The 18665-nt window shown below is 59.2% G+C and carries 17 protein-coding genes, 1 tRNA gene and 1 pseudogene; 9 read left to right on the top strand and 10 right to left on the bottom strand.

Annotated elements, in window-relative coordinates; genetic code table 11:
- Positions 1 to 17 precede the first annotated feature (17 nt).
- The 3 genes from AXF15_RS06865 to AXF15_RS06875 are packed head-to-tail and all read left to right on the top strand — an operon-like array spanning position 18 to position 3294.
- Positions 18 to 2330: an HDOD domain-containing protein gene (locus tag AXF15_RS06865; RefSeq protein ID WP_066605171.1), complete on the top strand. Its 2313-nt coding sequence runs from the start codon at positions 18 to 20 to the stop codon at positions 2328 to 2330.
- A 35-nt stretch (positions 2331 to 2365) separates the two neighbouring features.
- Complete coding sequence (locus AXF15_RS06870; RefSeq protein ID WP_211258960.1) at positions 2366 to 2737, top strand: CrcB family protein; 372 nt, start codon at positions 2366 to 2368, stop codon at positions 2735 to 2737.
- A 17-nt stretch (positions 2738 to 2754) separates the two neighbouring features.
- A complete protein-coding gene (locus tag AXF15_RS06875) occupies positions 2755 to 3294 on the top strand; it encodes a DUF456 domain-containing protein (RefSeq protein ID WP_066605175.1) in 540 nt (179 codons plus the stop codon).
- A 119-nt stretch (positions 3295 to 3413) separates the two neighbouring features.
- Here the strand turns inward: AXF15_RS06875 and AXF15_RS06880 are convergent, their stop codons facing one another.
- The 6 genes from AXF15_RS06880 to AXF15_RS06905 form a co-directional block, all read right to left on the bottom strand.
- Complete coding sequence (locus AXF15_RS06880) at positions 3414 to 3749, bottom strand: nucleotide pyrophosphohydrolase (RefSeq protein WP_066605177.1); 336 nt, start codon at positions 3747 to 3749, stop codon at positions 3414 to 3416.
- Between the two features lie 46 nt (positions 3750 to 3795).
- A complete protein-coding gene (locus AXF15_RS06885; protein ID WP_211258961.1) occupies positions 3796 to 4182 on the bottom strand; it encodes a lysozyme inhibitor LprI family protein in 387 nt (128 codons plus the stop codon).
- A gap of 22 nt (positions 4183 to 4204) precedes the next feature.
- Complete coding sequence (locus tag AXF15_RS06890) at positions 4205 to 5650, bottom strand: UTP--glucose-1-phosphate uridylyltransferase (protein ID WP_066605182.1); 1446 nt, start codon at positions 5648 to 5650, stop codon at positions 4205 to 4207.
- Between the two features lie 127 nt (positions 5651 to 5777).
- On the bottom strand, positions 5778 to 7202 hold the full coding sequence (locus tag AXF15_RS06895; protein WP_066605185.1) for a response regulator: 1425 nt from the start codon (positions 7200 to 7202) through the stop codon (positions 5778 to 5780).
- Positions 7190 to 8494, bottom strand: coding sequence for a sensor histidine kinase (locus AXF15_RS06900; protein WP_066605188.1), 1305 nt, complete (start codon positions 8492 to 8494; stop codon positions 7190 to 7192). Before AXF15_RS06900 ends, AXF15_RS06895 begins: the two co-directional genes overlap by 13 nt.
- 185 nt (positions 8495 to 8679) lie before the next feature.
- Complete coding sequence (locus tag AXF15_RS06905) at positions 8680 to 9321, bottom strand: YfgM family protein (protein ID WP_066605190.1); 642 nt, start codon at positions 9319 to 9321, stop codon at positions 8680 to 8682.
- 212 nt (positions 9322 to 9533) lie between these two features.
- On the opposite strand from AXF15_RS06905, the gene AXF15_RS06910 reads away from it, so the two are divergent.
- From AXF15_RS06910 to AXF15_RS06930, 5 genes are all read left to right on the top strand, one after another.
- A complete protein-coding gene (locus AXF15_RS06910; RefSeq protein WP_066605192.1) occupies positions 9534 to 10793 on the top strand; it encodes a glutamate-5-semialdehyde dehydrogenase in 1260 nt (419 codons plus the stop codon).
- Complete coding sequence (gene nadD / locus AXF15_RS06915) at positions 10786 to 11475, top strand: nicotinate (nicotinamide) nucleotide adenylyltransferase (RefSeq protein ID WP_066605194.1); 690 nt, start codon at positions 10786 to 10788, stop codon at positions 11473 to 11475. The genes AXF15_RS06910 and nadD overlap by 8 nt, the downstream gene beginning before the upstream one ends.
- 495 nt (positions 11476 to 11970) lie before the next feature.
- A complete protein-coding gene (locus AXF15_RS06920; protein WP_066605195.1) occupies positions 11971 to 12273 on the top strand; it encodes a Dabb family protein in 303 nt (100 codons plus the stop codon).
- A 112-nt stretch (positions 12274 to 12385) separates the two neighbouring features.
- Positions 12386 to 12461 (top strand) — tRNA-Thr (locus AXF15_RS06925).
- A gap of 320 nt (positions 12462 to 12781) precedes the next feature.
- Positions 12782 to 13204, top strand: coding sequence for a hypothetical protein (locus AXF15_RS06930; RefSeq protein ID WP_151192310.1), 423 nt, complete (start codon positions 12782 to 12784; stop codon positions 13202 to 13204).
- Positions 13205 to 13411: 207 nt separating this feature from the next.
- Here AXF15_RS06930 and AXF15_RS06935 read toward each other — a convergent pair.
- Positions 13412 to 13917, bottom strand: a pseudogene (locus AXF15_RS06935) (IS5 family transposase); the annotation flags it as partial.
- 40 nt (positions 13918 to 13957) lie between these two features.
- Between AXF15_RS06935 and AXF15_RS06940 the strand changes: the two are divergent.
- On the top strand, positions 13958 to 14635 hold the full coding sequence (locus tag AXF15_RS06940; RefSeq protein ID WP_066605202.1) for an IS1595 family transposase: 678 nt from the start codon (positions 13958 to 13960) through the stop codon (positions 14633 to 14635).
- A gap of 141 nt (positions 14636 to 14776) precedes the next feature.
- Here the strand turns inward: AXF15_RS06940 and hrpB are convergent, their stop codons facing one another.
- From hrpB to AXF15_RS06955, 3 genes are all read right to left on the bottom strand, one after another.
- The gene (gene hrpB, locus AXF15_RS06945) at positions 14777 to 17185 is read right to left on the bottom strand and encodes an ATP-dependent helicase HrpB (protein WP_066605203.1); all 2409 of its coding nucleotides are present in this window, start codon (positions 17183 to 17185) and stop codon (positions 14777 to 14779) included.
- Entirely contained in the window at positions 17186 to 17674 is a 489-nt protein-coding gene (locus AXF15_RS06950; protein WP_066605206.1) for a phosphatidylglycerophosphatase A family protein, read from the bottom strand. It lies immediately after the preceding gene.
- A gap of 70 nt (positions 17675 to 17744) precedes the next feature.
- A complete protein-coding gene (locus AXF15_RS06955; RefSeq protein ID WP_066605207.1) occupies positions 17745 to 18542 on the bottom strand; it encodes a sulfite exporter TauE/SafE family protein in 798 nt (265 codons plus the stop codon).
- Positions 18543 to 18665: the final 123 nt, after the last annotated feature.

Below are 18665 nucleotides of genomic sequence, written 5' to 3' on the forward strand. Positions count from 1 at the left end.
GACCCGAAGGAGAAAACATGACCACGACTCATTCCTCCCTTCCGGGAGGGGAGGGCTCGGATGCGCAGATGGTACAGTCTCTGCGTTCCGTCTTGCAGCAGATCGAAGAGCTGCCGTCCCTGCCGTCGGTGGCCAACGCCGTTTTGGATCATATACTCAAGCAGGACTACAACTATGCGAAGCTGGCCCGGCTCATTGAATCCGATCCCTCGCTGATGCTCAAGATCATCCAGCATGCCAATCTGGCGACCTACTCCGGCCGGAGCCAGGTGACCGGGATCGAGCAGGCCTTAAACCGCCTGGGCAGCAGAACGGTGCAAACCCTGCTGCTGTCCGCGCTGATCCGCGATTCTCTCATTCAGGGAAACAGAATTGAAGAGGAAGAGCAGCGGGGGCTTTGGAAGCACTCTCTGGGCACGGCCGTGTACGCGGCCCTCGTCGCGGAAAAAGCGAATCCGGGACTGGCCGGAGAAGCTTTTGTGGCCGGCCTTCTGCATGATATCGGGCGGATTTTTCTGCATAGCTATGTCAACCGGGACTATGTCCGCGTCTGCCGGCACATGGAGGAATTGCGGGAATGCGTGGTGGACTCGGAACGGGCGGTTCTGGGTACGGACCACGCATACATAGGACGGTGGATCGCCCAGAAATGGCGGCTGCCGGAATCCATGCTGAACGCCATTTCCATGCATCACGACGATGTTTCCTCGCTGCGCGAATCAGGAGACATTCTGGCGATGGTGGTTTCTCTGGCCAATCTCCTGACTCATGTCACCCTGCCGGGCGACGCAGGGTGGAATGCCTCAGAACAGCCGCGCCACAAGGAATTGTGCGCAGTCCTCGGGCTTACGGAACAGGACATTCAGGAGATTCACGAGGCATTCATGCCCGCATTCGCCGACCGGGCGAAAGTATTCGATCTGGAAGGCGATCAGGTCGCGCTTTTTCTTTCTTCCCTGCAAAAAGCCAATCAGCGGCTCATGAGGATCAGTCTGGAGCTGGACCAGACCCAGAAGGGCCTGGAGCTTTCCAACCGTTTCGCCATGCTCGGTTCCACGGCCAGCCTTAAAATGAGCAAGGCCCAGACGGCCGAGCATGTTTTTGATTCCGTGGGCACATGCATGGTCGAGGCCGTGGGGGTCAAAAAGGGGTTCGCGTACTGGGTCGTCCCCGAGAGTAAAATGCTACAAGGAGTCATCTGGAGCGGAGAAGGCGGGCGGCGGCACGTGTCTTTTTCTCTGGATGGCGAAGGCAAGCCGGACTTCAGCACGGGGCCGACACTGCCGGACTCCCTCAGGGCGCTGGCCGGCTCGCATTCCGAGCGCTGCGCCGCGTCTTCCCACATGGACCGGGAACTGTGGCTCAAACAGTTCTTCATGGTTCGCGGGTACTATATCTTCCCGCTGATAGGATCGGATTTCACGGGGGAAATGTGCATCCTGCGGATGCCGGACACAAGCCCCAAAATGACTTCCCAGGAATACATGGGGTACTCTCAGGTTTCCTGCATGGCCTCGGCCACGCTGGACCGGCTGCGGCTTTTCGACAATCTGCAGGCCAGGGCCGATGAGCTGGCCAGAGCCTTGTGGAAAAATCAACAGATCAACCTGCAACTGCTTCAGACGGAACGCCTGGCCGCTGTCGGGCAGTTGGCTGCGGGCGCGGCCCATGAGATCAACAATCCGCTGGCCATTATTTCCGCCCGTACCCAGATGCTGGAAAACCGGGAGCAGGACGAGAAAAAACGCCGTGATCTGCGGCAGATTTCGCAGCAGATCGAGCGTATTTCCATCATTCTGAGAAACCTCATGGGGTTTGCCCGGCCCAATGCGCCGCAGGTCACGAATATCGATCTGAACGGGCTGCTGGAGAAAATCATCGGTCTGGTGGAATCCGTTTTCCGGAGACACCGCATCAGCATCAAAAGACAGTTCGATTCGTCTCTGCCCCGCATTCCCGGCGATGCCAATCAGTTGGAGCAGGTTTTTCTGAATCTGGCGATCAATGCCCTGCATGCCATGGAAAAGTCCGGAGGAATGCTGGTCGTCAGCACCTCGCTTGTGGAGAACGGCAAACGGGTTCGCGCGGCCATAAAGGACACCGGGGTGGGGATCGCTCCGGAAAATCTGCAGCGCATTTTCGATCCGTTCTTCACCACCAAGGCCGAGGGGCAGGGCACCGGACTCGGACTATCCACGGCCTATGGCATCGTCGCCAATCATTATGGCGAAATCACCGTGCACAGCGAACTGGGAAAAGGAACGGAAGTGCGCGTTGTGCTGCCGACTGTTTCCACGCTCGACGGCAAAGCTTCGAGCTCCGCGTCCTGACTGCCTGATCGTGCCGACTGCATTCTGGAAAGTCCGTGAATCTCGTATCCATTCTGCTCGCCGCCGCAGGCGGAGCGGCGGGGGCGGCTCTCCGGTTCTGCCTGGCGGAGCTTGTGCTGCGCCATGCCGCCGGGTGCCGTTTCCCTGTGGCCACTTTCGCGGTGAATCTGGCGGGCTGCCTTCTGGCCGGTCTGTTGAGCGGCCTTGCGGACAGATATGGTTTCTTTTCGATTCAGGAGCGGGTTTTTCTTTTCACCGGCCTCCTGGGCGGGTTCACCACTTTTTCCGCCTTTTTGGTCTGGAAACGTTCGCCCTGTTGTGTCAGCACGGATTTTTTCCGGCCGCAGGCTATGTGTTGGGGAGCGTTTGCTGTGGCCTGCTCCTTGTATGGCTTGGTTGCTATCTGACCGCCATGCGCCGGTGAATGGTCTCCCGGCGCGGCCGTAACCACAAACCCGAAAAAATGATGGCTCTGCTCGCCTCCTCTCTTTTCTGTCTGTTGCTGGTTCTGGCCTTTGCCACCCATTTGTTTTCGTTGCCCTCCAACTGGCTGCTGCTGCTGATCATCGCCGGATGGGCTGCCTGGCAGCCGGAAGCGCATGTTTCTCTGGCGCGCTGGATTTTTTTGCTCGGCCTCGCGGCCGCGGCCGAAGTGATGGAGTTTCTGGGGCAATACTGGAGTGCGGGAAAGTACGGGGCCTCCAAAGCCGGGAACTGGGGTTCCCTGGCCGGGGCGATCATCGGAGCCTTTCTGGGAATTCCGTTTTTTTTCGGTCTGGGGGCTTTGCCCTGCGCTTTGGCCGGAGCTTACGGCGGGTGCCTGCTGGTCGAACTCTGGCGCAAGCGGCCGCTCTACGAAGCTAAAAAGGCGGCTACCGGCGCGCTGCTGGGGAAAATCTGGGGATTCGCGGGAAAAATCGCCGCTGGGGCGGTTATTCTGTACCAGGGAATACAGCTGGCATAAGGCGAGATTGATCCGGTCCGGCGCGTGGGGGCTGGCGGGAAGTGGCGGGAGAAATTATTTTCCGGAAAACGAAAGATGCCGGCCGTGCTTTTTCCCCCTGTCCGGGGTGCTTCCGGAGCTTATGACTTTTCCCGTCCGGCACGCAGTTTGGGATTGTTTTTGTGCCGGTCCCGGTCCCGTGAGGTTTTCTTCTCCAGATTGCGCCGCATGGCCTCGGTCAGATCCACTCCGGTCTGGTTGGCGATGCAGGTCAGCACGAAAAGCACGTCGGCCAGTTCGTCGGCCAGATCGGTCTTGTCACTGTCCTTGAAGCTCTGGTCCCCGTAGCTGCGGGTCATGATCCGGGCCACCTCCCCCACTTCCTCCATGAGGATGCCCAGATTGGTCAGCTCCGAGAAATAGCGGACGCCGATGTCCCGGACCCACTGATCGACTTCTTCCTGCAACTGCCGCATGGCGCCTCCTGTTCGTTATTGCGGAGCCCTCAAGGGCCCTGAATTCCTATTCCGACCGCATGACGGCGGAGCCCGCGCATGCGTCGCCTTCTTCCACGCCTTCCAGCCAGAACCGCAGCTGCGCTGTCCGCGCTTCCGTCAGGTCTGCCAGGATTTCTTCCGCGCATACCGGGTAGACGCTGCCGTACATGGCCTGTTTGTCCGGCAGGGGAAAGCGGGCCTCCAGATGCGCGTCCCGGAACTGAATCCAGGCGCGTTGGGCGGCTTTCAGCTTGGCCAGAAATTCCGGCTCGCTTTTGTACTGCTCCTGAAGCTGACGATACACGCTGTTCAGCTCCTTGTCCGCGATTTCAAAGCGCCGTTCACCGGAATCGCCGCAGAAGGCCGGAGCGGCCGCGTACAGCACCAGAAGAAAGCAGAGAGCGTATTTCACAGGTATTCTCCCAAGAAGTTTTTTAGAAGACATATTCTCCGTTCAGCACCGTGCCCGCCTGGACCACGGCCTGAACAGGGGACTTGTTGATCAGACGCACGTCGCCCACGCAGCGGACATTTTCCTCGAAACGCACGTCACCCTCGACGGCCAGACTGGAGCATTCCAGCAGTGACGGCGGATTCTTGGGAAAGCGTTCCAGAAACATGTCGATTTTCTTGTAGTATTCTTGATCCAGCGTGACTTTGGGCATGGGCGGAGTGCGTTCCGGGTTGGGCGCGATGGTGTCCTTGTCCGTGCGGATGAAGCAGTCGGACATGACCTGGAGCAGATCGGCGGTGGTCTTGACCGGAGCGAATCGCTTGCGCGGCACCACCACGGCGCAGGCGTGATGGAAGTTGGTGATGGCCGAACCCATGGCCGTTTCCAGCTGGAACACCTTGGGCGAATCCGGATCGCGCGGGTCCAGGGTCTTGGGATTGATGATCAGATCGAGCGGCATCATGCGGTGGGTAATGAAGACCTCCTTGAGCACGCGCAGGTCCACCCAGATGGAATTGGTGTTGAAGAACCTGTATTTCTGGATGTCGCAGAAGGATTCCGTTTCCTGGTCCGGGCATTGGGCCACTTCCCGCAGGGCGAGCTGGCCGTTTTTTTTCAGACGGCAGAGGTGTCCGCCTTTTTTGTCCTGCTCCGTGCGCCGGGCCACTTCCATGAGGAAGGGCAGCTTGTTTTTGACCATGTATCCCAGCAGCCTGCGGTTCATGATGGCCCCGAGATTGTCCGAGTTGGAGATGAAGACATATGTGTAGCCCTTGTCCAGCAGGGCATCGAGGAGGCCAGAAGTGACCATGGCCGTGTAGATGTCTCCGTGTCCGGGCGGGTTCCATTCCAGCTCGGGGTTCTGGGGCCACGAGGCGGGGGAGTGGTCCTTGTCCAGAATCTTGGGATACCTGTGCTGGAGGAAGGCCAGATCAATGCCCGTGGAGCCGTTGTTGAAGTCCCCGATCTTGAGCATGGTATCCATGTGGGTCTTGAAGCTGTTCATGAAGATCTGCGGGAAATCCACGCCGTAATGGGCCCGGATGGCCTGGGCCTGGAGCAGGATGAGATCGAGAAAGCTCAGACCGTCCTTGACCGGGATGAGAGACTTGGCCGACTCAAGCCCCATGCTTGTGCCAAGGCCCCCGTTCAGCTTGATCATGGCCGTCTTGCCCAAGGCTTCCTCGCCGACGGATTTGTACTGCTCCAGTTCTCCGTAGTCGGCCAGATCGGCGTCGGAGAGGGGTTCGATGTCGCGGTCGGACAGTTTGCCCTGCGCTCCGTACAGAAACTGATTGAAGTAGCATTTGAATGTATTGATGACGATGGCCGGCAGGCCCTGCTGTTCCATTTTCAGGGCGAACGGGCGGAACAGGGCGGCCAGCTGCGGATCGTCGATGGTGATGCAGTTGATGTCCTTGTTCATGTGAAACCCTCATGGAAGATGGTGTATCTGGAAAAATCCCCCAGTGCTCTGCGGAGTCCATACCGGATATAGGATATCCTTTCCGCTTCGTCCATAAACTCCCGCGGGGGCACGTGCCGTCGGCGGATCAGGCGGGGGCGGGAGCATTCGCGCGTTGCTGAAATCCGGGCAGGGACACGGTTATCCGGGCCGTGGACCGGAGGTGTTCCACATGCAGTCCGCCGTGCATGCGTTCCACCAGACGGGAACAGGTGGACAGGTTCTGCTCCTCGTCCTCGAAGGGCAGGCTCCGGCCGTTTTTTCCCGCCGGGCCGGGATCGGCCGGGTGCAGAGTGACGGTCACATGCGTCTGCCCTCCGGATTGGGAGTTCTGGATGCGCAGCATGCCGTTCTGCCGCAGGACGGCCGCGCCGTAACCCAGAATGTGGATGAACACGCGGTGCAGCATTTCCTGATCGGCCCGGACCGGAGCGGAATCGCCGCTTATGTCCACCTGGATGGACTTGCGTTCCAGCCTGTCGGCGAGAAGGCGCAGGGCAAAGGCCAGGGCGGCGGGGACGGAACAGGGCCGCAGCTCGGTGTACAGCGGCTCCAGGTAGGCGTTCATGCGGTGCAGCAGATGTTCCAGACGGCTGCACTGTTCAAGAATGACATCCGTCTCGGCCGCCTCCGGAAATCTGGCTCTCAGCTGCCGCGCGACGCCGCCGAGGGAAACGAGGGGGTTTCGGATATCGTGGGCCACTTCCTCGGTCATGCCGCGGAGTATTTCGAGCTTCTCGTTCTGGAGGAACAGATTTTCCATGTACGTATTCCGCGTCACGTCCAGGATCATGCCTTCCAGATACTCCGGCGGGGCCGCGCCGCGTTCCGCGTGGGCGATGGAGTGGGCCTGGAGAAAGAGCTGAAAGCCTTTCTTGTGCCGGAAGCGGAATTCCATCCGGAATTGGCCTCTTCCGGCCTGGAATCCGTGGCGCAGGCCATCCAGAAACCTCCGGCGGTCTTCGGATGGGATGCGGCGGAGGAAGGATTTGGGAGAGTGCAGGATCTCCTGATGCGTGTAGCCGAGGAGCTGGTTCGTGGTCTGGCTGAGGAACTCGAACTCCAGATGCCTGTTGATGATGAAGATGATCACCGGCAGATTCTGGACCAGCATGTACAGATGCTGCTGGGTTTCCTGAATGTGGCGCCTCAGACGCGACTGGTCCAGACAGTTGCGCAGGCTGTTGATGAAAATGTCCATGTTGGCGACGGGCGTGGTCACATAGTCCCAGGCCCCGGCTTTGAATGCGCTGACCGCGTCGGTGACGGACGTGCGTTCGGAAAACACGATGACAGGCACGGTTCCGCGCATGCTCTTCATGCCGCGCAGCACGTTCATGCCGTCTCCCTCCAGGCCGAGCAGAACCAGATCCGGGGCTTCATGGCGGAAGCGGCGCATGGCCTGCTCTGCGTCATGGGCCTCCCTCACGGTAAAACCGGCCGAGGCCAGATGATCCGCGGGAAAGAGCCACCCGGAGGCCGGGCTTTGGACGATCAGGATTAACGGGAGCATGTGAGACCGCCTTCTTCCGTGGCAAGAGGTGAGGGCAGGGTGATGGAAAAGGTATTCATCCGGTCCGCATGGCTGTAGTCGATCCGTCCTCTGTGCAGCTCGACGATCTGCCTGACGAAGAACAGGCCGTGCCCCGAGCCTTCGGCGGGCCGTGTGGCGGCGGAGCGGAAACGCGCATCGAACAGATGCGGAATGTCCTCGGGGGGAACGGGAAGGCCGCTGGTGGATACGAAGATGCGCACGCCCGGCCTGTCCTTGCCCAGCGCCGAATCGGAAAAGTCCCAGCCGCAGCGCAGGGTTTTGCCCGGGAGCCCTTCGGCAGTACGTGTGGCCTGGGTGTACTTGGCCGCGTTGGCCAGAAGATTGGCCAGAACCTGGGAAATGAGGCCGGGATCGGCCTCTACCAGAACTTCGCCGGCCGGCCGGGAATCGATGATTTCAATGCCTTGATCGCGCAGCAGCGGACGGAACCGTTCCAGCTGGGGTTCGAGGAGCTGGCGGCCGACATGGCAGGGCCGCAGCCGCAGATGGTAGTTGCCTTTTTCAAAATGCTCCCGCCGGAGCAGGCTTTCCAGAAACAGGCTGGACTGGTGAAAGCGCCGGGCAATGGTGTCGAGCTGGTTGCGCAGGTCGCGCAGGAGCAGCGGCAGTGCGCGCCGGGTGGAAAGATCCGGGGCATTGGACTTGGCCGGAGCCAGGGCGTTCACCTTGTCCTCCATATCCCGCAGTCTTTCCTCCATGCGCGAGAACAGAAGCTTGAACTGCATGTTGGGCACGATGATGTTGTGCCCGATGTCGCGCATCAGGGTATTGATGAATGTCAGGCGCTGGCGGTTTTCCAGCTCCGTCTGCCGGAGAGCCAGAATGCGGCCCGCCCGCCGTGCGTATCCGGAGAAGAATTCCTCTTCGCGGCCGGAAAGGGGGCGGTGCAGGCACAACAGACCGGAAATGTCCGGGTTTGAGCTGTCGCGCAGGGGAAAGATGCCAGCGTCTTTGCGGAAGACAGGGCCCGGCGGCGGATAATCTGCCCAGAGCGGGGCCGGTTCATGGGGGAGGGTGGTCCGGCGCAGTATCAGGTTGCCCTTTCGGTTCCGCAGATACAGGGACGCGGGCGCGCTCAGGCATTCGTCGGGGATCAGTACACACAATGACTTGAAGTCCCGCAGGGAATCGTACTCGAGGTTCAGATCGAGGAATATGCCGAGGGCGGCGTCCGGATCCGGAGCGCGATCCAGCCGCTTCAGCCGGTCTTTGATGTCCGACCGGACGCGTTGCTGGGCGGGAAGGTACATGAAAAACAGTTAGCGCAGCCGCGGGATAGGTGCAACCTGACGGACTGGCTCCACTGTGGGAGAGGAAGGATGAATGCGGACGGAGAGGGCCATGCGTCGGGCATGGCCTTGTGTGTCGATTTGTCCTCTGCGGGGAACGGACAGTGCCGGCCCCGCAAGGCGGCAATCCGCCTTGGCCTGAATGGTCAGGATTTGATCCGGGCGATTTTGTGGTCCAGAAAATCGGCCCCGCCGGGGTTGGCTTCTTTCAGAGCCGTGTATTCGGCAATGGCCAGATCCTTCTGTCCGGCTTTTTCGGCGGCAAAGGCCAGCGCACTGGAAATCATGGGCCGCATGGCGCTGCCCGCGTTTTTCTGGGCCTTGACCAGTATGTCCACGGCCTTGGCATAATCATTTTTGAGCATAAGCGCCCTGGACTCGGCCAGAGCGGCAACGACACTGAACTGGTCCTTGCTTTCGGACTCGACATTCTTCCACACGGCGGCGGCTTTTTCGAACTCGTTCTGCTCCATGTACAGGGATGCCAGCTCCAGCCGTGCGCCAAGACGGATGTCCGACGGCGCTGATGCTACGAAGGATTCCAGCTTTTGCATCCGCTCGGCCGGGTCGGCCGTTTCCAGCAGGAGCCCGAGCTCGCTGACCGCCTTGGCCCGTTCCTTTTCCCGATAGACATCCATGCCGGAGTACACGGCCACGGCGGCCACGATGAGGAAGACGGCAACGCCGATGGCCTTTATGTTGTCGAGTATCATCTTGAGGAGCGGATGCACATCCGTGTCCATTTCCTGTTCGATGGTCTTCAGAATATCCAGATTCTCTTTTTCCATGAGGCGAGGCTCCTTGGTCTGAATTGAAAAGTCCGGCCCGTGTATGTCCAAACCGGCAAAAGGTCAAAATTGTTTTGCCGGGGCGGGGGCAACGATTGCGGGCGGGTTTTCCGCCACGGGGAACTTCCGGGCCGCCTTGCGGCGAAGCCTTGTCCGCGCGGGTCTCCTTGTTATATGGCTGGTCATCCCGATTTTCAGCGAGAGAGGAAAATATGGAACTGAAAACGCAGGTGTACAATCTGGCGCGTAACGCGCGGGAAGCCTCCCGGCGGCTGGCCTGTTCTTCCGGCCGGAGCCGCGACGCCGCTCTTCTTTTTCTGGCGGACATGCTTCACGAGGAACGCGCCGCCATTCTGGAAGCCAATGCCAGGGATGTCACGGCCGCCAGGGAAAACGGTCTGGACGATGCCCGGGTGGATCGTCTGTGTATAACGCCGCAGGGTGTGGATGCCATGACGGCCTCTTGCCGCCATGTGGCCGGACTGACCGATCCGGTGGGCGAAGTGGAGCACATGACCCGGCGCCCGAGCGGCATCATGGTGGGCCGCATGCGCGTTCCTCTCGGCGTCATCGCCATGATCTACGAATCCCGGCCCAATGTGACCATCGATGCGGGCATCCTCTGCCTCAAGGCCGGGAACAGCGTCATCTTGCGCGGCGGCTCCGAGGCCCGGCATTCCAACGAAATTTTGGGCGGACTGCTGCAAAACGCTCTGGAAAAGGCGGATCTGCCCCGGGCGGCGGCGCAGGTGGTGCCCACCACGGACCGGGAGGCGGTACGGCATCTGCTGGCCCTGGATGAATTTATTGACGTGGTCATCCCCCGCGGCGGCGAATCGCTGATCCGGGCCGTGGTCCGCGACGCGACCATGCCCGTGCTCAAGCATTATCAGGGCGTGTGCCACATTTATGTACACAGCGATGCGGATCAGGACATGGCCCTTGGTATCGTACGCAACGCCAAAACCCAGCGGCCGGGCGTATGCAACGCGCTGGAATGCCTGCTGGTGCATGAGGACATCGCTTCGGAATTTTTGCCGGGACTTGGTTCTGAACTGGCCGCTCTGGGTGTTTCCTTCCGGGCGTGCCCGGTTTCTCTGCCGCTTTTGGGAAATGCCGCCTCTCCCGCCGGGGAGGACGATTTCGGCCGTGAATTTCTGTCTCTGACCCTGGCCGTGAAGGTGGTGGCGTCCCAGAGCGAAGCCGAGGCCCATATCGCCCGCTACGGCTCCGGGCATTCCGAGGCCATTCTGACCCGCGACCATGCGCGGGCCATGCGTTTTCTGCGCACGGTGGACGCGTCCTGCGTGCTCATCAATGCTTCCACCCGCTTCAATGATGGAGGAGAGCTGGGCCTTGGTGCGGAAATCGGCATCAGCACGTCCAAAATCCACGCTTATGGGCCCATGGGCATTAAGGAACTGACCAGCCAGAAGTTCGTTGTCTTCGGGGAAGGGCAGGTTCGTGAGTGACCTGCGCGGCTCCGTGGGTATTCTGGGCGGTTCTTTCAATCCCGTTCATAACGGGCATGTGCGCATGGCCGTCGAGGTCCGGGAGGTTCTGGACCTGAGCCGCGTGGATCTGGTTCCGGCCAAAGTGCCGCCGCACAAGGGCACGGCCGGCCTGCTCGATTTTTCCCTGCGGCTCGAACTGCTTCATCTGGCTGCGGACGGCGTTCAGGGTGTCGCGGTCTCCGATCTGGAGGGTGAACTGCCGGTCCCCTCTTATTCGTATTCCACGCTGGAACATTTGCGGCGCACGCGGCCCGGCGTCAATCATGTGTTCATTATGGGCGGGGGAGATTTTCTGACCCTGCCGGACTGGCACCGGGGCCTGGAGCTGCCGCTTCTGGCGGATATTGTGGTGGTCCGGCGGGAGGATGTGGCTCTGGAAGCTATCGACCGCTTTCTGGACCGGTACTGGCAATGGAGTTGCGAGGGCCATGGCGTCAGGCGCGTGGCAGGCGGCAGGCAGATATTTTTTCTTTCCATTCCGCGGCTCGACATCAGTTCCAGCCTGGTGCGCGACCGGTTTCTGGCTTGCCGGGAAGTGGCCGGGCTGGTCCCTGAAGAGGAACGCGCCGCGCTGGTCAGACACGGGGAACTGTGCCGGCGGGTCTGGAGTTCCATCCGGACCGGGGCATCTTCCGAATAAATTGCAAGGAGACAGTCATGTTGACTATGGCGGAAGAACGGGACGTGACTCAGAGCGTGAAAGCTCTTCGGAGGCTTTGGTTTATCCAGATCGTTGGCTCGGGTATTGTTGGAGGGGCGGTCCTTTATTCCTACTCCGGTAATCCGGCAAAATTATCTGAGGATACAATTCTTCTTGTGTGAATGATTCTTGCCGGGCTTTCTGTGCTCATCTTTCTGGCTGGCAGGATAATGACGCGGAACCTTCTCCCGAAAGGGAAAGAAGAACTCTCAAAAAGCAAAGATACCGTCACTGTCCAACAAAAATGTAAAGTACATATCAGTGCTTCCATAACAGAATGGAGTATTTTGGACACCATGAATACATATGATCTTTGTCCCTGTGTTCATGTTTATCATGATTTTCTTATTCCCAAAAGAATATGATTTGCTTCTGTTCCTGGAAAATGAAAAGTAAATATATTGGGAGATGTTTGTTGCAAACCATGGAGGAGTTATGATCGGACATATTGTCATGTGGAAACTGAAGGAGATGGCGGAGGGGAAGGGTGCTGCGGAGAACGCTGCGACCATGAAAAAAATGCTGGAAGCTCTGCCTCCGGTTGTTCCCATGGTGCGTACTCTGCAGGTAAGTACAGATATTTTTGCTTCTTTTCCTGAAGCGGATGTGGTGCTGTACACGGCTTTTGATTCCAAAGAAGATTTGCAGGCCTATCAGATTCACCCCGAGCACCAGAAATGCGTGACGTTCATCTCGGCGGTGGTGGCCGAGCGCCGTGTCGTAGACTATGTTTTCTGACTGACGGCCAGACTCTTGGGACACCGACTGACGGGCTGTCACAGTCCAGCGACCAGCCTGAAAACTGCTTGACGGCCCAGAGGGTCTTGAATAGTGGGCGTCTCACCAACGTGCCAACTTAGCTCAGATGGTAGAGCAGCTGATTCGTAATCAGCAGGTCGAGAGTTCAATTCTCTCAGTTGGCTCCAGAAAATCTAAGAGGTTATGTGCATTGCACGTAACCTCTTATTTTATTTTGTGTATAAAATTTTCTGCCAGCTTTTGCCGTGAATACAAAGCGATGTCTTTCTGAAGTAGAAAATAAGAACTATGCGGATTATTTGAAAATTTTTTTCTGGACAAAAAAGAGAAATACAGACATACAAAAATCATAATGAGAGACCGGCGCTTCAAATCTCATCGGTTCAAAGCTGTGAGAGGGGAGTATTTTTCTTTGTTGAGTTCGACCGAAACTTTTCAGATTTTTCCTGTAACCATTAACATGCGGTACAAACCGCATAGGAGAAAGATGATGAAAAAGATGTTGGCTCTTTTGGCTGGAGTAATGTTGTTTTCCATGACCAATGTCAGCTTTGCGGAAGCGGATAACTTCTACGGTATCACCATTCCTTATGCTGTACATGGAACAGACGGGTATTGGTCTGGTCTGGCTCTTTCGAATACAGGTCCTCTCCCTCTCTCTGTAATCGTCTATGAGGTTGGTTCCGGGTCGAAGCAACAGATTAATACCATTGAACTGCGGCCATATTCCAGAGATGTTAGAATGTTGCCTGGTTTTACGGGAGGATTCAAGAGCCCTGATGGAAAGTACAGTCTGCTTTTTGCTACAGCAAAAGGCAATGATGTGGACGACTACTTCAAGGCTACGTTGTACACCGGCAGCAGCAATGGTTTCGGCTTCCAGAGCTTTGACGCCGAGGATCTGGATTAATCTTGCGGATATTTGAACTGAATGTATCCGAATGGTTTATTCGGATATCGTCAAGTTCACCAACTTGATGGTATCTGGCCGGGTAAACCGGGCAGGTATATGACCAAAAGAAAAAAGGACTTTCGAGTTTATCTCGTAAGTCCTTAATTTTTTTTCGAGTTAATGTGACTTGGGTATATTTGTAGCCTTCCCTAGGTTCAGTCCTCATTAATTGAGATGGAAAATGACGGAAGCGGCGAGGCACAGAGCTGAAAAGAAAGTATGCGCGCAGCGGTCATAACGCATGGCTATTCTGCGCCAGTCCTTGATCCTGCCAAACATGATCTCGATCTTGTGCCGCTGTTTATACAGATCTTTATCGTACGGGCAGGCTTTCTTTCGGTTCCTTCTGGGCGGGATGCAGGGCGTAATGCCTTTGGCGCGCAGGGCATCACGGAACCAGTCGGCGTCATAACCACGGTCCGCCAGCAGCTCCCTGGCCTCAGGCAAAGCATCTATGGCATCCATAAGCAGGGTGGCTCCTTTGTAGTCGCTTACCTGGCCTGCCGTGAGCTTCGCAAAAAAGGGCATGGTTTTGGAGTTCAGCCCGCCCTTTGTGCGTCCGATGCAGCGGGAAAGAGCCCCTTTTTGAGCAAGCTTGCGGCGGTACGATGGGCTTTGAGGTGGGTCGCATCGATCATCAATCGTCCATCTTTTCCCGCTGTTTTTGCCAAGGGTCTAGACCATCAGGCTATCGTCTGATAGGCTAGAAAAATGTTTGAAAACAGTAGATTAAGTCGATGTAAAGTCGGAAAAATCATTGAATGCTTTTGCATCGACATTGACGCTACCAGAACCGCTCTGCTCCTGAAGTTGAACAGAAAAACCGTGAACAGGTACTTTCTGGCCTTCAGACGGTTGATTTATCTCCACCAGGTATCCAAAAAAGAGCAAATACTCGGTGTGGTTGAGGTTGATGAAAGTTTTTTTGGCCCCGCCCGGGTTCGTGGGCGGCCAGGCCCCCGAAAAAGGGGACGGGGCTCGCTTAAACAACCGGTCTTCGGCATCTATGAGCGCGATGGAGCCGTTTACACAGAGCTGGTCACGGACTGCCCGGCCAAAACGCTTCAAGCCATCATCAGGGGCAAGGTTTCGCCTGAGAGTATTATCCATTCCGACTGCTGGAAAGGCTATGACGGACTGGTGGATGTGGGGTACGACAAACACTTCCGCATCAACAAATCCAGACATTTTGCGGAAAAATCGGTCCACATCAACGGTATCGAAGCATTCTGGAGCTTTACAAAACGCCGCCTGGCAAAGTTTAATGGTGTGAAGCAGAATTTCGAGCTCCACCTCAAGGAGTGTGAATGGCGCTACAATCGAGCGCTGCCACAACTCCTCGCCAGCCTCAAACTTTTGGTGGCAAAGAACAAAGACCTGATGGTCTAGAGCCTTTGATTTTTGTTATCCGTTCGATAGCCATTTTGATAGTTCTCCAAGTATATTTTGAAGTGTGCGGCAAGTGAATTGGAGGATTTTGTTTTTCTACAGCATGCAGATGGATTCCTGCCTCGGCTATCCAAATGGATTTCAGGTCGCCAACTTTTTTTTGGTTCTGGCGGTGGGCAAAGCCATGAGCGGGTCTTCGGGCCAGGGATGCTTTGGATAGCGGCCGCGCATTTCCGCCCGTACCAGCGGGTAGCCGTTTTTCCAGAAGGAGGGCAGGTCGCGGGTGATGTGCAGGGGCCGCCCCGCCGGGGAGAGCAGATGCAGGGTCAGGACGTGGCGGCCGTCGGCTAGGGTGGGCGGGGCGGCGCAGCCGAACATTTCCTGAAGTTTGACGGGCAGGATGGGGCCGGAGTCCGGGCTGTAGTCGATGGCCCGTTCCGCTCCCGAAGGCACCGTGACGCGGACCGGAGCCAGACGGTCCAGTTCGCCGAGCCGGTGCCAGCCCAGCAGGTTTTTCAGGGCTTCGCCGAGCGGCGCCCGGCTCAGGTCGGTTCTGGCCCGCGCACCGGGAACGAACGGACCGAGCCAGTCCGGAAGATCCCGCTGCAATGGGCCGTCGCTGAAGTCCGGCCAGTCGCCGGGGGCCAGACCGCGCAGAAAGTTGACCCTGTCCCGCAGATTCCGGCTTTCCCTGTCCCAGGGCAGCTGCTCCAGCCGGGTGTGTTCGAGCAGAACGCGGGTCAGCTCCGTGGAATCCGCCTCCAGGCTTTCTTCGGCCACGCACAGATCCCAGAACATGCGTCTGCGTACGGCCACGGCCCGCTCCCTGGCCGGGTCGAAAAACACGGAATCCGCTTCTTCCATCTCGCGGCCGTAGAGTTCTTCCAGCTCCTCTGCGGAAAGCGGCGCTGCCTGACGGATTGTGGCGCAATCCGCTTGCCCGTCCACCTGGGCCACGGCCAGAAACGGACAGCCGGACTGGGGCGTGGGGCCAGGCCATGCCGCCTTGCGGCCGTTAGCCAGCCGGTAGGAGCCGTCTTCCTGGCGGCGGGCGATGCGGTCCGGATAGGCCAGTGCGGTCAACCTGCCCGCAGCTTCGGGCCGGATGGCGGACGCGGGGGCATCAAGCAGGCGCAGGAGCTGATCCCCGGCCTGCCGGAGAGATGCGGGCGGAGCGGCCAGGGCGTCCCGCAGGTCGGCGTGGCGCGTGGCCGGGTCGGAGAGCAGGGCGGCCAGATGGGCCGCTGTGGAGGCCTGCCCGTGTTCACGGGCGGCCAGCAGCATGTTTCCCAGGCGCGGATGCACGGGCAGCCGGGCCAGTTCACGGCCGTGGGCCGTGGCGCGGCCCGCGCCGTCCACGGCTCCGAGACGCTGGAGCAGGCGGACGGCGCTGCGGAAATTTCCCGGCGGCGGAGGCGTGGGCCAGAGCAGTTGGCCGGGGTTCGGTGTGCCCCACAGGGCCAGATCGAGGGCCAGCGGAGCCAGATCGGCGTCCAGTATTTCCGGGGGCGGATAAGGTTTGCGGCTGGTTTCATCGGTCCTGTCCCAGACGCGCATGCACACTCCCGGCCGGGTCCGTCCGGCCCGTCCCCGGCGCTGGGCGATGGAGGCGAGAGACGCGGGCTCCGTGACGAGCCGGGTCATACCGCTGCCGGGGTCGAACCGGGGCTGCCGGGCCAGACCGCTGTCCACCACCACGCGGACGCCTTCAATGGTCAGGGATGTTTCGGCAATGGATGTGGACAGCACCACCTTGCGCGTGCCCGGAGGGGCCGGAGCGATGGCCGCGTCCTGTCCGGCCGTGCTCAGAGCGCCGAAAAGCGGATGCACGGCTACGCCGGGGCCGGGTGCGCCGAGAAGCTCCTCCGTGCGGCGGATTTCTCCGGCTCCGGGCAGAAAGGCCAGAATGTCTCCGGTTTCCGTTTCCAGAGCATGCCGGATGGCTCTGGCCATGCGTTCTTCCAGGCTCGCACCGGGCAGACGCAGGTACTTCGTCTCTACCGGACAGGGATATCCCGGACAGGAGAACATCGGGCAATCTCCCAGCAACCGGCGCACAAGAGGCATGTCCAGGGTCGCGGACATGACTATCAGGCGCATGTCCGGCCGCAAAGGCCGGACGTCCAGACACAGGGTCAGGCCCAGGTCGCCGTGCAGGCCGCGTTCGTGGAATTCGTCAAAAATGACGCACCCGTATCCGGAAAGCTCCGGATCGTGGAGCAGCATGCGGGTCAGCACGCCCTCGGTGACCACTTCCACCCGTGTTTCTTTGGAAACGCGGGTATCCAGGCGGGTGCGGTAGCCGATCCGGCCGCCTGTTTTTTCCCGCAGCAGCCCGGCCATGTGCCGGGCCGCAGACCGGGCGGCCAGACGCCGGGGCTCCAGCATGAGGATTTTACGGCCCCCAAGCCAGGGCGCATCCATGAGGGCCAGAGGTACGCGGGTGGTTTTTCCGCTGCCCGGCGGCGCGTCAATCACGCAACTGACGCCGGCATGCAGGAATTCCGTCAGTCCGGGCAGAAGGGCGTCGATGGGCAGGGATGCGGGCATTCAGAAAAAAAGGCGGATCACGGTCAGAGCCGTCAAGGCGTAGCAGGCGGCCACGCCATCGTCGATCATGACGCCCCAGCCTCCGGGCAGCCAGCGTTCCGAATCCCTGACCGGCCAGGGCTTGGTGATGTCGAAAAGGCGGAACAGCAGAAACCCGGGGATGATCCAGAGGGGCTCTGTCGCCGGTATCAGAAACAGGGTGATCCACTGCCCCCAGAGCTCATCAATGACCACGCAGGCCGGGTCCTTGCAGCCGAGGGCTTTTTCGGTCCGCTCCGCGCACCATGCGCCCGCTGGGAGCAGAATGGCCAGCGCGAGCAGTCTCTCCCCCCAGGGCAGGGGCAGGAAAAGAAACCACGCCGCTGCCGCCGCGGCCAGGGAACCCCAGGTTCCCGGAGCTTTGGGCATGCGGCCGACCGGTCCCAAAGTGGCCAGAAGAAAGGCCAGTTTGTCGGTGAAATCGGGTGGTGTGGATGATGTTTCGCACATGGATGCTTCTGTTTTCCGTTTTGGTCCGGCTTATGAGCTGGAGGTTTTCCTGAAGCCGTCTGTCCCAGGATCAGAACAGGGAGATGAGCATTCTGGTGCCCACCAGAAACAAGATGACGGCGAAGACCTTTTTCAGTTTGTCCACGGGCAGGCTGTGGGCCAGCCGTACGCCCAGGGGAGCGGTCAGGACACTCATGACCGCGATGCAGACCAGGGCGGTCAGGGACACGAAGCCCAGACTGTATGGCGGCAGATTGGGCTCGTTCCAGCCGTTGACCACATATCCTATGGTTCCGGCCACGGCGATGGGAAAACCGATGGCTGCGGAAGTGCCGATGGCCTTGTGGATGGGAATGTTGTGCCAGACCATGAACGGCACGGACAGGGTGCCGCCGCCGATGCCGACCAGACTGGAGACGACGCCGATCACGCCGCCCGCTCCGAACATGCCCGCGTTGCCGGGCAGATGGCGGGACGGCTTGGGCTTTTTCCCGGACAGCATCTGGTAGCAGACATAGTAGAGGAAGATGACGAAGAAGACTTTCAGCGCGCCGGTGCTCATGCCGGCGGCTATGTGGGTGCCCAGGTAGGTCCCGGCGATGATACCCAGCACGATGCGTCTGACCACGCTCCATTCCACGGCTCCCCGGCGGTGATGGGCCATGAAGCTGGACACGGAAGTGAACATGATGCTGGCCATGGACGTGCCGAGAGCCAGATGCATGACCAGTTCCTGCGGAAGGTGCTGAAGCTCCATGCAGAATACGAGCATGGGCACGATGACCAGCCCACCACCGATGCCCAGCAGCCCTGCGAGTACCCCGGCGATGGCTCCCACAACCAGATACAATGCGACGACTTCCAGCATGATGATTTTCCTCCGGAGCGCGGCAACGCGTATTTGTTGGTCAAATTTGTGTAACAGTCCATATTCTTTGTCAATGCGGGTCCGGGTTGCGTGCGCGTCTTGCCATCGGGCTTTGCCTCGGTG

The organism is Desulfomicrobium orale DSM 12838 (assembly GCF_001553625.1).
Classification (GTDB): domain Bacteria; phylum Desulfobacterota; class Desulfovibrionia; order Desulfovibrionales; family Desulfomicrobiaceae; genus Desulfomicrobium; species Desulfomicrobium orale.